Origin of the sequence: Pseudomonas sp. CFBP 8772 (assembly GCF_014841665.1) — a bacterium.
Classification (GTDB): domain Bacteria; phylum Pseudomonadota; class Gammaproteobacteria; order Pseudomonadales; family Pseudomonadaceae; genus Aquipseudomonas; species Aquipseudomonas graminis_B.
This window is the reverse complement of record NZ_JACYUI010000019.1, coordinates 21,461-35,596: the sequence shown is the minus strand read 5'-3', so window position 1 is coordinate 35,596 and position 14,136 is coordinate 21,461. Positions and strand designations below refer to the sequence as shown.

The following is a 14,136-nucleotide window of genomic DNA, read 5'->3' as shown; positions in this document are numbered from 1 at the left end:
TCCGGGTCCTTTTATTCCGTGGAGCGCTGCGGTTACTGCGGAATGTAGATCTGATCGAACACACCGCCGTCATCGAAGAACTTGGGCTGAGCCGATTTCCAGCCGCCGAAATCTTTGTCGATGGTCAGCAGATTCAGTTTAGGAAACTGCTTCTCGTACTTGGCGGCCACTTCAGCGTCACGGGGACGATAGAAGTTTTTCGCCGCGATTTCCTGGCCTTCCTTGCTGTACAGGTGCTTGAGGTATTCGGTGGCGATTTCGGTGGTGCCGTGCTTCTCGGCGTTCTTCTCGACAACGGCCACGGGAGGCTCGGCCAGAATCGACAGCGAAGGTACGACAATGTCGAACTTGTCGGCGCCGCCGCCTTCTTTCAGCGCCAGGAACGCTTCGTTTTCCCACGCCAGCAACACATCACCCTGACCGTTGTTGACGAAAGTGATGGTCGAACCGCGCGCACCGGTGTCCAGCACAGGCACATGCTTGAACAGCTTGCCGATGTATTCCTTGGCCTTGGCTTCATCGCCGCCATTGGATTTGAGACCGTAGCCGTAAGCCGCCAGGAAATTCCAGCGAGCGCCGCCCGAGGTTTTCGGGTTTGGCGTGATGACCGACACGCCGTCCTTGATCAGGTCGGCCCAGTCATGGATGCCTTTCGGGTTGCCCTTGCGCACCAGGAACACAATGGTCGAGGTGTACGGGGTGCTGGCATCCGGCAGTTTGGTCTGCCAATCCGCAGGGAGGGTCTTGCCCAGCTTGGCGATTTCGTCGATGTCGCCGGCGAGCGCCAGGGTCACCACGTCGGCAGGCGAGCCGTCGATCACCGAGCGGCCCTGCTTGCCCGAGCCACCATGGGACTGGTTGATCTTCACGGTGTCGCCCGGGTGGGATTTTTTCCAGTAGCTGATGAATTCGGCGTTGTAGTCCTGATACAGCTCGCGCGTAGGGTCATACGACACGTTCAGCAGGGTGAAATCCTTGGCGACAGCAGAACCGGCAAACACCGCACTGGCGAGCGCGGCCAGCGCATAACGACGAATGGACATGAATCAAGCTCCTGGACGAATTTTCTTTTGTTGGCTTTTCGAGTTGCAGGTCGTGCAGTGTTCGTTATGCGGGAGCGTGGCTCAGCCCTGCTTGTTGCTCGGGTTCTGCAGACGGAATTTCTCTTTGCGCTCGATCTGCACCACCTGCGCGTTGTGCACCGTGATTTCAACCGCGCCAAAACGCAGGTCGCGCAGCGCGCTTTGAATTTCACGCAAAATGCTTGCTTCGTCCTGGCCGTCAACGCTACGTAGAGATGCGCTCATGTTCGTGCTCCTTGAAAGATTTGCCGCAGCGTGGGGCGACCGCTGCTTGTGGCGTGAGCGCGATATTAGAGACGCAGAGATATTCTTAAAAAGACTATTTAAGAATGCAGATATAACCAAAAGGCATTTACGGGGGTGTGGTCAGCCAGCCGCTTCAAAAGCGGCGATGGGACCTGTAAGCGGTGGCCATGCTGCCGTCTTAAGCAGAGACAAAAACCGGCGCATGGTGCCAGTCGATCTGTTCCGCCGGCATGGGCCGCGCGAACCAGTAGCCCTGGCCCAGTTCGCAGTTGTGCTTCAGCAGGAAACCGGCCTGACTGGCCTGCTCGATGCCTTCTGCCAACACGCGCATACCCATCGCCCGTGCCAGGGCGATGATGGCGTTGACGATCGCGATGTCGTCATCGTCATCCGGCAAACCGGCGACAAAGCCCTGATCGATTTTCAGTTTCTGCACCGGCATGCGCTTGAGCCGCAGCAGTGACGAATAGCCCGTGCCGAAATCGTCGATGGACAGTTTCAGGCCCAGATCCCGTAGCCGGTGCATCTGCTCGATGGCTTGATCGGGGTCGTCCATGATCGCGCTTTCGGTGACCTCCAGCTCGAGAAACTGCGGCGCCAGTCCGGTTTCGTTCAGCACTTTGGCCACCCGCCGATCAAGATCACCACGGCCGAACAAACGGCTGGACACGTTCACCGCGACGAACGAGACATTCACGCCCTCCGCCAGCCACTGGTTCATCTGCCGACAGGCTTCGGTCAGCACCCAGTTATCGATGTCGGCAATCAGCCCGCTTTGCTCGGCGATGGGGATGAATTCACCCGGCGAGACCATGCCCCGTGCCGGGTGCTCCCAGCGCACCAGCGCTTCGACACCTTCGATGGCGCGGCTGTGAAGGTTGTGAATCGGCTGGTAAAACACCCGCAGCTCGTTTTCCTCGACAGCCTGTCGCAGCTCCGCCGCCAACTCGACACGACGCTGGGCGTGGGCGGTCAGTTCGGCGGTGTACATCGCGTAGCTTTCACGGCCCTGATGCTTGGCCTGTGACAGCGCGGCATCGGCGTTACGCAGCAACTGCTCGGCGGTCAGCGCATCGTGGGGGAAGATGCTGATGCCGACGCTGGCGGTCAGAAACAGCGATTGCCCGCTGACCAGAAAAGGCTCCCGCAGCCCTTCCAGAATGCTCTGCGCCAGTTCGGCGGACTGAACGACCTGCTGGGCGTTTTCGAGCAGAATCGCGAATTCGTCGCCGCCCAGCCGCGCCAGCGTGACGCCCTTCTCCAGATGGGTTTCGAGGCGCTCGGCGGCAGCTTTCAGCACCTCGTCCCCGGCGTTGTGGCCGAGGCTTTCATTGATGTGCTTGAAGTGATCGAGATCGACGAGCAGAAGTGCCAAGGTGCGCTTATTGCGGCGGGCGTGGGTATGCGCCTGCTCGGCACGGTCGGTGAACAGCAGGCGATTGGGCAGACCGGTCAGCGGATCGTAATGGGCCAGATGCGCCAGCTCGCGCTCGGAATGCTTGATCGAGGAAATGTCGGAAAACACCGCGACGAACTGAGTAATTGCACCATGCTCGTCCCGGATCGGACGGATGCTTTGCCACTGCGGGTAGATTTCGCCGCTTTTGCGCCGGTTCCAGATTTCGCCACTCCACTGCCCTGCGCTGTGAATGGTCTTGAACATGCGTTCGTAGAACTCAGGGCCATGGCGCCCTGATTTAAATTTGCTCGGCCGCAGACCCAGCACTTCATCCTGCTGATACCCGGTGATCTCGCTGAAGGCGCGGTTCACGTGCACGATCACACCCGTGGCATCGGTGACCAACACGCCTTCCAGCGTGGTGTCGAACACCGCCGCTGCCAGTCGCAGACGCTGCATGTCCTCATCCCGGCGCGCTAGTTCGGTGACGCCCATGAATCGGAGCAACCGCGAGCGGGCGAGATAGATCAGCACCGCACTGAGGGCCAGCCAGATATAACCGCCGGCCTGCTGCGCCCGGCCCAGTTGGGTCGGGTCGTCGATCAGCCGCGGCAGCACATGGTCCATGACCGCCGACCACCCAATCGATACAACCCCGTACAACGTTGCGGTGCGTAGCGCATCCCGGGTAGTGCTCGACATAGATAGAAACAACCTTGCGAAAGACCGAAATTATAGAACAAGAAACATCTTGCGACGCTTATCTCAAAGAGCGGGTGGTTTTATCTGTGAGCTAAGTGATAATGCGCGCTTCTGTCTCAGGGTCTGCTCAGGCGGATCCGTATATTGCACGCGTTACAACCGAGGGCAACTCAGCCTATGTGGAACAACGGTCTGCTCGACCTTTCCGTCTGGCAATTGGTCGCAGTCACCCTGGCGATGACACACGTCACCATCGTCGGCGTCACGGTCTATCTCCATCGCTATTCAGCGCATCGCTCCCTGGAACTCAACGCAGGGCTCAAGCACTTTTTCCGTTTCTGGCTGTGGCTCACCACGGCGCAGAACACCCGCGAGTGGACGGCTATCCACCGCAAGCACCATGCCAAATGCGAAACCGTCGATGACCCGCACAGCCCGGTCATCAAGGGTCTGTCGACCGTATTGCGCAAAGGGGCCGAGCTGTACCGCGCCGAAGCGGAGAACCCGGAAACGCTGCGCATCTACGGCAAAAACTGCCCCGAGGACTGGATCGAGCGCAACCTGTATTCGCGCTATCCCCTGCTGGGCATCGCCATCATGGGCGTGATCGATCTGGCGCTGTTCGGCGTCATCGGCATCACGGTCTGGGCGATTCAGATGATGTGGATTCCGGTGTGGGCGGCGGGCGTGGTCAATGGCCTCGGCCATGCGGTCGGCTATCGCAACTTCGAATGCCGCGACGCCGCCACCAACCTGGTGCCCTGGGGCATTTTGATCGGCGGCGAAGAGCTGCATAACAACCACCACACCTACCCCAATTCGGCCAAGCTGTCGGTCAAGCGCTGGGAGTTCGACATGGGCTGGGCGTGGATCAAGGTGTTCAGCTGGTTGCGCCTGGCGAAGGTGCAGCGGGTCGCGCCGATCGCGCACCGCGTTGAAGGCAAGGGCCATCTGGACATGGACACGGCAATGGCCATCCTCAACAACCGTTTCCAGATCATGGCTCAGTACCGCAAGCTGGTGATCAAGCCTTTGGTGGCGCAGGAACTGGCGAAAGCCGACGCCTCCGTACGTCACCAGTTCCGCCGCGCCAAACGCCTGCTTTCCCGGGAGCCGAGCCTGCTTGAAGACAAGCATCAAGCGCGCATCCAGACCATGCTGGAGCACAGCCACGCTCTGAAAGTGATTTACGAAAAACGCCTGGCGCTGCAGCAGATCTGGGCGAAGACCAGCAGCAATGGTCACGACATGCTGGCGGCCATCAAGGACTGGGTGCACGAGGCGGAAGCCAGCGGTATTCAGTCGTTGCGTGAGTTCGCCGATCAGCTGAAAACCTACTCGCTGCGGCCTCAACACGCTTGATGCCGTTGATCGGTGACCATTCGTCCGAGTGGCACCGATCGGAACTTAGTGCCATTAGTCCTATCTCATTAACACCTTCGCACTATGCTGTGTGACATGTTGTGGCATGCGCCGCACCTTATTCTGAGATGCAGTGCTCATGGACAACCAGACTCCCCACGTTGAGACCCCCGCCGCAGCAGAAACCCTTCTGGCGCTGATGCATGCCCAGGCGGAAGTGGCGCGCCTCAGCGAGCGCGAGCAGCTGTTCAGCTCTCTGCTGGTCAGCGTCAACGCCGTGTTGTGGGCGTTCGACTGGCAGACGCAACGCATGATCTATGTCAGCCCTGCCTACGAGCGCATTTTCGGCCGATCCGCCGGTTTGTTGCTGGCGGACTACAGCGAGTGGCGCGACAGCATTTACCCCGACGATCTCGACTACGCCGAGCGCAGCCTGAGCGAAGTGCTCGAAAAAGGCTCCATCGAAGACCGCGAGTACCGCATCATCCGCGCCGACGGCCAGGTCCGCTGGCTCAGTGACAAATGCTTTGTCAGTCATCAGGCCGAGCACAGCCAGCGGCTGATCGTGGTCGGCATCGCCGAAGACATCACCGAGAAGAAGCACCTCGAAGACGAGCTGCAGCGTCTGGCCACCACTGACGTGCTTACCCAGAGCAGCAACCGCCGGCACTTCTTCGAGTGCGCTCAACGGGAATTCGAGCAGGCGCGTCTGCAGGGCACGCCAATGGCGTTCCTGTTGCTGGACGTGGATGATTTCAAGCTGGTCAACGACACCTACGGCCACCAGGAAGGCGATCTGGTGCTGCAACGCATCGCCGAATGCGGGCGCAAGACGCTGCGTCGGGGTGATCTGTTCGGTCGAATTGGCGGGGAAGAGTTCGCCGCCGTGTTCCCGGGCTGTGCGCCGGAAATGGCCCAGCAGATTGCCGAGCGGCTGCAGCGTGAGATCCAGCGCCTGAGCTTTCAGTGCAATGACAAAACCTTCGGCATCACCGCCAGCCAGGGGCTGACCAACCTCGGCGATCAAGACCAGAGCCTCGAAGCGCTCTATGCACGCTCGGACGCTGCGATGTACCAGGCCAAGCGCCAGGGCAAAAATCAGATCGTGCTGGTGTAACCCTGCTTTTCTGAATCAACCTCCCGGTCAAGCCACCGTCTTGCTGCGCACCCCTTCCAGATCTGACCTGCTGACCTTCAACAGCCTCGCCGATTTGCTTTTCGCCAGCGCCTCGAGCGGGTCTTCGAGCCCAAGCAGGCCCATTTGCCCCGCCACATTCATCGCCAGGATTTCGCGGGTAAAAACCCCGGTGTTGTACTGATACACCGCCGCAATCAACTCACGCAGCTCCAGCGGGAGCCGCCAGCGCGTCCGTAATGCGGAGCCAAACGAGGCCGAATACTGCGCCAACGCGCGGCGAATCGTGGCCTCATCCAGCGAGCCGCCGGCGATCAGCCAATCCTGCAAACAGCGCAACACCGTCAGTTCGCCCAGGCCCCTGAGCAAACCGGCGCAGTAACAGCGCTCGTGATCGAGATCCAGCTTGCGCGCCAGCGTCCGCGCACAGTCGGCGGTGCGTTGCGAGACCTCCCAGATTTCGGTGGCGTGCAGCAACAACGTTGCATCCGTCAGCACCGCGCCGCGCTTGAGGGCCAGACCTTGCACCAGATTGACGCTCTGGGTGGCGCCCAGCACGGCGAGCGCCTGCCCCAGGGTCTGCACCGGTTTGCCCTGATGGTGGGAAGCGCTGTTAGCGGCGGCAATCAACATCGCGGTGACATGGGGGTCGAGGGTCAGCGCCTGTTCCAGCAACGTCAGATCCACACCCGACGCCCCGCGACTGCTCGCCACCGCCGCCCTCACCTCAACGAACAGCGGCCCGCCGTCGGCCACTTCACGGCGCTTCTCCAGAAACGCATCCAGCCCGACACCCGGCGCCAACGCGGGCACCGCACAGGCAACCTGCGCGCCGTCCTGCAACAGCAGCGTTTCCAGCCGTTGGCGCAGGCCTTCCATGTTCAGGGGTTTGGTGAGGTAGGCGGTGGGCGCCAGTTGCACGGCCTCGCGGACACTGACGCTGTCGCTGCGACTGCTCAGCAGAATGAAACGAACCGGCGGCTGACGACGCAACTGCCGCAGCCCGCGCAGCAGGCTCAGGCCATCGACGCCCGGCAACTCGCGGGAAGCGATCACCAGGTCGGGGATATACCCGCTCATCCGCTCAATGGCTTCCCGGCCGTTCGAACAGATGTCCAACTGCGCGTCGCAACGCACGTCGAGGACCAATTCGTTGAGCATCTCCCGGGCCCAGGGGTCCGATTCAGCGATCAACACGCGGGGAACGGCTAGCGCCTCTACTACGGTCATCATGACTCTCCGGCATCAGTCTCTTCACCATAGTCAAAGACTGCGCAGGGAGACAGACTGAGACGGAATTTCCAGCGTCCAAAAACGAAAAAACCTGCCGAAGCAGGTTTTTTCTGGTGAAGCGGTCAGGTTTTTATCAAACGTGGCTGCGGCTCACCGACGTGGATTCAGGCAATTTCAGCGAAGCATTCTTCGATGATCTTCAGGCCTTTGTCCAACTGCTCGTCCGGCGAGGTCAGCGGGACCAGCACGCGCAGGACGTTGCCATAGGTGCCGCAGGACAGCAGGATCAGGCCCTTGTCACGGGCTTTGGCGATCACTTGTGCGACGGCAGCAGCGTTCGGCTTGTGGGTGTCGCCGTTCTCGAAGCACTCGACGGCGATCATGGCGCCCAGCGCGCGGACTTCACCGATGACCGGATACTTGGCCTGGATGGCACGCAGGCCAGTGACCAGACGCTCGCCAACGGCCTTGCAACGATCAAGCAAATGCTCTTCTTCGAACACTTCCATGACCGCCAACGCCGCAGCGCACGCGATCGGGCTACCGGCGTACGTGCCGCCCAGACCGCCTGGCGCGATGGCGTCCATGTATTCGGCCTTGCCGCACACGCCGGCCAGCGGGAAACCACCGGCGATGGATTTGGCGAAGGTGGTCAGGTCGGCGCTTACGCCCATCTGCTCCATGGCGAAGAAAGTGCCGGTACGGCCAGCGCCGGTCTGCACTTCGTCAGCGATCAGCAGAATGCCGTGCTTGTCGCACAGTTCACGCAGACGCGCCATGAACGCCTTCGGCGCCACGTAGAACCCCCCCTCGCCCTGCACCGGCTCGATGATGATCGCGGCGATGTCTTTCGGCTCGGCGTCATTCTTGAAGATGCGCTCGATGCTGGCGATGGAATCGTCAACGCTGACACCGTGCAGCTCGTTCGGGTAGATGGCGCGGAAGATACCGCCCGGCATCAGGCCCATGCCGGCCGAGTACGGCACGACTTTACCGGTCAGACCCAGGGTCATCATGGTGCGGCCGTGGTACGCGCCGGTGAAGGCGATGACGCCCGCACGGCCTGTCGCGGCGCGGGCGATCTTGACGGCGTTTTCAACCGCTTCGGAACCTGTGGTCACCAACAAGGTTTTCTTGGCGAAGTCGCCCGGCACCTTGGCGTTGACCTTCTCGCACAGCTCGACGTAAGGCTCGTAAGCCAGCACCTGGAAGCAGGTGTGGGTCAGCTTGGTCAGTTGCTCTTGCACGGCGGCAACGATCTTCGGGTGCAGGTGACCGGTGTTCAGTACTGCGATGCCGCCGGCGAAGTCGATGAACTCATTGCCTTCAACGTCGGTGACGGTGGCGTTCTTCGCGGATTCAGCGAAGATCGGGTGAATTTGACCAACGCCGCGGGGGACAGCTGCTTCGCGGCGTTTCATCAGGGATGCGTTAGTTTTGCTCATCATTTCCTCATTCGCCGCTCATCGGGCGGCGCGGTTCAAGGATCAAGCAGCGGGGGTCAACAGCGACAGCATACGATGATCGACTGTCGCGGCCTCCCGGCCACCCATAGGTTGGTGCCACTGAAACCTGCGAAACGGCGCTCTCGCGTCCCGCAGGTTGTCGAACAGTTACTTCACGCTGCCACTCAGCGGGTTCAGATGCTGAGGCAGAGGTATTTGATTTCCAGATAATCTTCGATGCCGTACTTGGAGCCTTCGCGACCAAGACCGGACGCCTTGATGCCGCCGAATGGCGCAACTTCGTTGGAGATCAGGCCGGTGTTGATGCCCACCATGCCGTACTCCAGGGCTTCAGCCACACGGAACACGCGGCTCAGGTTCTGCGCATAGAAATACGACGCCAGCCCGAACTCGGTGTCGTTGGCCATGGCGATCACTTCGGCTTCGTCTTTGAAGCGGAACAGCGGGGCCAGCGGACCGAAGGTTTCTTCCTTGGCCACGGCTGCGTTTTTCGGCACGTTGACCAGGATAGTCGGCTCGAAGAAGTTGCCTTCCAGGCTGTTGCCGCCGCTCAGCACTTTCGCGCCTTTGCTCAAGGCATCAGCGATGTGCTCCTTGACCTTGGCCACGGCTTTTTCATCGATCAGAGGACCGGTGGTGGTACCGTCGGCCAGGCCATCACCCACTTTCAGCTTGGCAACGGCAACCTGCAGCTTCTCGGCGAAAGCGTCGTAGACCGCGTCCTGCACGTAGATACGGTTGGCGCACACGCAGGTCTGACCGTTGTTGCGGTACTTGGAAATGATCGCGCCTTCAACGGCCTTATCCAGGTCAGCGTCGTCGAACACGATGAACGGCGCGTTGCCGCCCAGTTCCAGCGACACCTTCTTGATGTCGTGGGCGCATTCAGCCATCAGCTGGCGACCGATCTCGGTCGAGCCGGTGAACGACAGCTTGCGCACGATCGGGTTGCTGGTCAGCTCGCTGCCAATATCGCCGGCGCTGCCAGTCACCACACTGAACACGCCCGCCGGGATGCCCGCGCGCTCGGCCAGTTCAGCCAGTGCCAGTGCGGAGTAAGGGGTTTGCGAAGCGGGCTTGAGCACCATGGTGCAGCCTGCCGCCAGCGCCGGGCCGGCCTTGCGGGTGATCATCGCGGCCGGGAAGTTCCACGGCGTGATCGCTGCAGTAACGCCGATCGGCTGCTTGAGGACGATCAGGCGCTTGTCCGGCTGATGGCCCGGAATCACGTCGCCGTAGACGCGCTTGGCTTCTTCGGAAAACCACTCGATAAAGGAAGCAGCGTAAGTGATTTCGCCTTTGGCCTCAGCCAGCGGCTTGCCCTGCTCCAGGGTCATCAGGCGACCGAGGTCGTCCTGGTTTTCAATCATCAGCTCGAACCAGCGACGCAGCTTGGCGCCACGCTCTTTGGCGGTCATGGCACGCCAGGCCGGCAGCGCCTTGTCAGCGGCCTCGATGGCGCGGCGGGTTTCGGCAGCGCCCATCTTCGGCACGGTGCCGAGAATCTCGTTGGTCGACGGGTTGTTGACCTTGATGGTCTGGCCACTGTCGGCATCAGCCCAGGCGCCATTGATGTACGCCTGCTGGCGGAACAACTTCGAGTCTTTGAGCTGCATTGCGGCCTCCTGAACAGCACCGCGCGCGGCGGAGCGAATGGTTGTGTGCGGGCGCCTCGACCGAGGCCGCCGCCGGATAACACTGTCGCCGACCCTGATTGGAGAATAGAAGAAAGGCCGGGCGGGGCGTTTGAAATCTCAAACGAATCCTAGGGACAACAGGGGTAAAGGACAATAGTGCGTTCGAAAAAAAGAACGGGTGGGGCTGGGGTGGGGATGGATTTGGATCAGCGTAGCTGGGAGGGTGCGTATGTGGTTGTCATGCGGGGGTGGCTTTTCGGGTTGGCCTGGTCTCACTAAATTGTTAACGGCGGGTCATCGGCATGGACGCGTGCAAGCCAGATGAGTATTATGGCGCCCGCGTTGCACCTGTAGCTCAGCTGGATAGAGTACTGCCCTCCGAAGGCAGGGGTCATGGGTTCGAATCCCGTCAGGTGCACCATCTTCTTTCCCTTGCGTCGCAGGGGGTCAGCGTTACTGCCAGATACCTGCTCAGGGCCTGAGAGTCGTTTTTGCGGCGATGGCGCAAACGACGGTGCGCAAAGCGCACCCTTCAAAAGCTAACCAGCCCAGCAGAAACCCCTCAAAATCAAGTCTGACGCCCAAGCCCTGTCACCCGCGATCAAAATCAATTGAGGCATCTTTGTCTGTTGGTCGGGCCTGGCCGCACTCCCTTTCATCAACTCATTGACCGACGACTGCAAGGCACGTCCTCGAAGTAGAACATCGAGCTGTCTGCGCAATGACACCCCGATGCTCCAAGACGTGAGTAAGCGTTTGAAGGGCAAATAATTGGCTAGCTATGTTCCCCGAGCTTAGACGACAAACTTACTCACCAACCCCTGCAGATGCACACCCAAACGCGCCAGCTCAACGCTCGAAGCTGCTGTCTGTTCACTCGCGGAGGCAGTCTGTTCGGAGATGTCCCTCACACTGAGAACACTGCGATTAATCTCTTCAGCCACGGCACTTTGCTCTTCGGCAGAGGCGGCGATTTGCTGGTTCATCGACTCGATGGTTGAAATGGAGCGACTGATGTTTCCAATCGAAGCGCCCGCATCCCGCGCCAATTCCACGCTGTTGTCAGTCAGAAGGCGGCTGTTTTCCAGCGTGGTCGCAACCTGTGCGGTTCGGCTGTGCAGACCACCAATCAATGTCGCAATTTCTTCGGTCGACGCTTGTGTGCGCTGCGCCAGGCTTCTCACCTCATCCGCAACCACCGCAAAACCTCGGCCGGCTTCGCCAGCACGCGCGGCTTCGATGGCGGCATTGAGTGCCAGCAAGTTGGTTTGCTCGGCAACAGCCTTGATCACGTCGAGCACGCCGCCGATTTTGTTGCTCTCTTGCTTGAGCTCATCCATCGCGGTTTTCGAATAGCCGACTTCTGTGGCGAGTTTTTCGATCTGGAGCACTGCCTTGGCGACAACTGCATCACCATCGCGGGCTTCTTTGGAGGCGCTGACCGCCGCATCCGACGCCTGCTCTGCGTTCCTTGCCACTTCCTGAACCGTGGCGGCCATTTGATTCATGGCTGTTGCGACTTGGTCGGTTTCGGTTCGCTGACTATTGACCCCTGCGCTGGTCTGCTCGGTGACTGCGGACAACTGTTCGGCAGCGCTCGCAATCTGAGTGACGCTATCACGCAGGCCACCAATCAACTGTCGCAGGTTGGTGGTCATTCTGTGCATGCTGGCTTGCAGCAGGCCCAGCTCGTCTCGCCTTTGCGTTACTTCGCTGTAGGTCAGATCGCCGTTGGCGACTCGATCAGCCAACTGCAGTGCTTCGCGAAGCGGACCCACGATGAGGCGGGTGATGACCCATGCAGCCAGTGCGCTGATGATGAGCGCAATGCTGAGCCATATGATCAACATCTTATTGGCTTGGCCCACATCCTCAATACGCAGCGAAACCTGGTTCTGCGCCAACTGATCGGCGGAAGCCAGCAGGACTTCGATGTTTTTGGTAATACCTGCCTGGCCCTGGTTAATGGCGGCCTGTGCTTCCGAAAACTGGGCAATGGCAGCCTGGTATTTATTCAGTGAAGCCTGAAAGCCTTTGATGGCATCGGGTTGAAATCCAGCGGCTTGCAGGGATTGGGCGTTGCTTACGGCCGCAGCGATTGAAGCGTTCGCCAGCTGCTGCGCGTCAGGCTTTAGCGTGAAGGTGTACCCACGCACATCAAAGCGCATTTTCTGAAAAAGCGTCAGCGCTTGTCCGATGGCATCTCGCTGTGCGGCCGTGCCCTCGGGCGAATTGGAGAGCGTGTCCAAGCGTAGCAGCACCTCCAATGCCTCATCGGCGGCGCTGCCAGACACGGCTCGGCTCGCTTCGCGCGTATGGGTCGCATTGATGATGTCGTTGTAAAAGCCCTTGTAGACCGTCATCGCGGCGGTCGCGGTTTTTACATGGGGAATATTGAGCTCGGAGTCGAGTATTTCGCGCAAATACGCCAAATGACTGTCGAGGTTGTCATAGGCTTTTAGCCAGGTGGCAGCGTTGGCGTCGTCAGAATTCTGGCCGTAGACCAGCCGGGCGATGCGCATGTCCCGCGTCAGCGTTGTGAGTTTCGCGATGTCAGACACGCGCTCACTTCGCTCGCTGAGTGAGGAGATGCCTGTCCACCCCGTGAGGGCGATAAGGACAGTGAATATGATCACCAGGGTGAAGCCGAGTACGAGCTTCGACCTGACGGTCATGTTGATTAATATGTTCTTTAGCATGGCGCCCTCTGAAGTTTTAGGTATTCACATAGGAGAGGGCCACTCCATGCCATTCCTACAGCCTTAAACTTCGGCCTGCCGCAAAAAAACTTTAGGAAAAAATCGTCCTTTCATACACTATCGGCGCAATAGGTTACTTGCTTCGCGGTATCTATTCCGGACGAAAAGTTCAAATTATTTTGCTTGTTTTTTCGTTGTCCGATGGAAGGTCGCCTGAGTCAGAGGCTGGAGATCAATTGCGGTTTAGAGGTCACGGCTGCTGCTTACTACGACCCCGCCCCCCAAGGATTAGGCCATTCAAGGCTGAATAGTTGGCCATAGCGCTATCGATGGATGGGAACAGTTTCAGCCCACTACTAAAGACAGTTGTTCTTTTTATTCAGCGCGGATAATGCCACCCCGCTGGCAACTTTGCACTTCGATATTGGGTGCCGTCATAGTGAAAGATTCAGTGCTTGCGCTGATTACCGCTAATTGACCGTCACTTAAAATTCTTTACCGTTCAGAACCATTGTTTGGTGAACCGATAGAAACCAAACACTCATTCCAGCAGACCGACGGCTTGAACCAACTTCAGCCCCCACTCCACTCGTTCGGGAATGGCTTGAACCAGCTGCTCCCGGTCTCCACCCAGCAGCGCTCTGAGCTGATGGGGCGCGAACACCAAGTCGATGAATTGAAGGGCCAGCGCATCAGGATCCGAGGGTTGGTCCGGGCCCGCCATGATGGCGGAACGCACTCTGGTGAATCCACCTTCCCACCCGATTCGATTCACTTCGGCCGCCAGCAGCGGGGCCCGACTGGAAGTGGCTATCACCAGGCGCATCATGGCCAGGGTATCGGGTTGCAGCGCATGCTCGAGGATGCCATGACCCACATGCCTCAGGCGGCCTTGGAGCGGGAGCGCGGGAATCGCCTCGGCAGGCACCAGCAAAGTCGCTACGTGGCGCCGCACCACGGCTTCGAACAACGCCTCTTTATTGGCATAGCGCGCATAGAGAGTGGCTTTGCTGGCGCCTGCCGCCCGGGCGATGTCTTCGCATGAAGTGCCCTCGACGCCTTTGGCCAGAAAGCGCTGCAGCGCAGCATCCAGCAATCGACGCTCGGCCTCGCCCGCCTGGCTTTGCCTGGGCCTGCCGCCTTTGGATTTGGTCGTGATCAACGTCATGGCCGGC

Annotated in this window: 10 protein-coding genes, 1 tRNA gene and 1 pseudogene; 3 read left to right on the top strand and 9 right to left on the bottom strand. The window is 59.8% G+C overall.

What is annotated here, in order from left to right; genetic code table 11:
• Positions 1-32: 32 nt before the first annotated feature.
• The 3 genes from IFT99_RS24910 to dibA form a co-directional block, all read right to left on the bottom strand.
• A complete protein-coding gene (locus tag IFT99_RS24910; protein ID WP_065990978.1) occupies positions 33-1,043 on the bottom strand; it encodes a sulfate ABC transporter substrate-binding protein in 1,011 nt (336 codons plus the stop codon).
• Positions 1,044-1,124: 81 nt separating this feature from the next.
• Positions 1,125-1,307: a sulfur starvation response protein OscA gene (gene oscA / locus IFT99_RS24905; protein ID WP_065990977.1), complete on the bottom strand. Its 183-nt coding sequence runs from the start codon at positions 1,305-1,307 to the stop codon at positions 1,125-1,127.
• Between the two features lie 199 nt (positions 1,308-1,506).
• Positions 1,507-3,429 (bottom strand): phosphodiesterase DibA, encoded by a 1,923-nt coding sequence (gene dibA, locus IFT99_RS24900; RefSeq protein ID WP_065990976.1) that lies wholly within the window; start codon positions 3,427-3,429, stop codon positions 1,507-1,509.
• Between the two features lie 177 nt (positions 3,430-3,606).
• Here dibA and desA point away from each other — a divergent pair, with 177 nt between their 5' ends.
• Positions 3,607-4,791: a delta-9 fatty acid desaturase DesA gene (gene desA, locus IFT99_RS24895; RefSeq protein ID WP_192135862.1), complete on the top strand. Its 1,185-nt coding sequence runs from the start codon at positions 3,607-3,609 to the stop codon at positions 4,789-4,791.
• A 139-nt stretch (positions 4,792-4,930) separates the two neighbouring features.
• Positions 4,931-5,908: a GGDEF domain-containing protein gene (locus tag IFT99_RS24890; protein WP_065990974.1), complete on the top strand. Its 978-nt coding sequence runs from the start codon at positions 4,931-4,933 to the stop codon at positions 5,906-5,908.
• A gap of 27 nt (positions 5,909-5,935) precedes the next feature.
• On the opposite strand, the gene IFT99_RS24885 is transcribed toward IFT99_RS24890, so the two are convergent.
• The 3 genes from IFT99_RS24885 to gabD all read right to left on the bottom strand — a co-directional run bounded on the left by IFT99_RS24885 (position 5,936) and on the right by gabD (position 10,241).
• Positions 5,936-7,159 carry an HDOD domain-containing protein gene (locus tag IFT99_RS24885; protein WP_083233181.1) on the bottom strand — a complete coding sequence of 408 codons (1,224 nt, stop codon included), beginning with the start codon at positions 7,157-7,159 and terminating at the stop codon, positions 5,936-5,938.
• 164 nt (positions 7,160-7,323) lie between these two features.
• Entirely contained in the window at positions 7,324-8,604 is a 1,281-nt protein-coding gene (gabT, locus tag IFT99_RS24880; RefSeq protein WP_192135860.1) for a 4-aminobutyrate--2-oxoglutarate transaminase, read from the bottom strand.
• A 194-nt stretch (positions 8,605-8,798) separates the two neighbouring features.
• Positions 8,799-10,241, bottom strand: coding sequence for an NADP-dependent succinate-semialdehyde dehydrogenase (gene gabD, locus IFT99_RS24875; RefSeq protein WP_192135857.1), 1,443 nt, complete (start codon positions 10,239-10,241; stop codon positions 8,799-8,801).
• Between the two features lie 365 nt (positions 10,242-10,606).
• On the opposite strand from gabD, the gene IFT99_RS24870 reads away from it, so the two are divergent.
• Positions 10,607-10,683, top strand: a tRNA-Arg gene (locus IFT99_RS24870).
• 373 nt (positions 10,684-11,056) lie between these two features.
• On the opposite strand, the gene IFT99_RS27000 is transcribed toward IFT99_RS24870, so the two are convergent.
• The 3 genes and pseudogenes from IFT99_RS27000 to IFT99_RS24860 form a co-directional block, all read right to left on the bottom strand.
• Positions 11,057-11,770: a methyl-accepting chemotaxis protein gene (locus IFT99_RS27000; protein WP_410930507.1), complete on the bottom strand. Its 714-nt coding sequence runs from the start codon at positions 11,768-11,770 to the stop codon at positions 11,057-11,059.
• Between the two features lie 141 nt (positions 11,771-11,911).
• Positions 11,912-12,937 (bottom strand): annotated as a pseudogene (locus IFT99_RS26995) (methyl-accepting chemotaxis protein); the annotation flags it as partial.
• A 565-nt stretch (positions 12,938-13,502) separates the two neighbouring features.
• Positions 13,503-14,129, bottom strand: a complete 627-nt coding sequence (locus IFT99_RS24860; RefSeq protein WP_192135846.1) for a TetR/AcrR family transcriptional regulator — start codon at positions 14,127-14,129, stop codon at positions 13,503-13,505.
• Positions 14,130-14,136: the final 7 nt, after the last annotated feature.

Coding starts and splice junctions, on each gene's coding strand:
- IFT99_RS24910 (WP_065990978.1), bottom strand. CDS start 1,043: ATGTCCATTCGTCGTTATGCGCTGGCCGCGCTCGCCAGTGCGGTGTTT.
- oscA (WP_065990977.1), bottom strand. CDS start 1,307: ATGAGCGCATCTCTACGTAGCGTTGACGGCCAGGACGAAGCAAGCATT.
- dibA (WP_065990976.1), bottom strand. CDS start 3,429: ATGTCGAGCACTACCCGGGATGCGCTACGCACCGCAACGTTGTACGGG.
- desA (WP_192135862.1), top strand. CDS start 3,607: ATGTGGAACAACGGTCTGCTCGACCTTTCCGTCTGGCAATTGGTCGCA.
- IFT99_RS24890 (WP_065990974.1), top strand. CDS start 4,931: ATGGACAACCAGACTCCCCACGTTGAGACCCCCGCCGCAGCAGAAACC.
- IFT99_RS24885 (WP_083233181.1), bottom strand. CDS start 7,159: ATGATGACCGTAGTAGAGGCGCTAGCCGTTCCCCGCGTGTTGATCGCT.
- gabT (WP_192135860.1), bottom strand. CDS start 8,604: ATGAGCAAAACTAACGCATCCCTGATGAAACGCCGCGAAGCAGCTGTC.
- gabD (WP_192135857.1), bottom strand. CDS start 10,241: ATGCAGCTCAAAGACTCGAAGTTGTTCCGCCAGCAGGCGTACATCAAT.
- IFT99_RS27000 (WP_410930507.1), bottom strand. CDS start 11,770: ATGAATCAAATGGCCGCCACGGTTCAGGAAGTGGCAAGGAACGCAGAG.
- IFT99_RS24860 (WP_192135846.1), bottom strand. CDS start 14,129: ATGACGTTGATCACGACCAAATCCAAAGGCGGCAGGCCCAGGCAAAGC.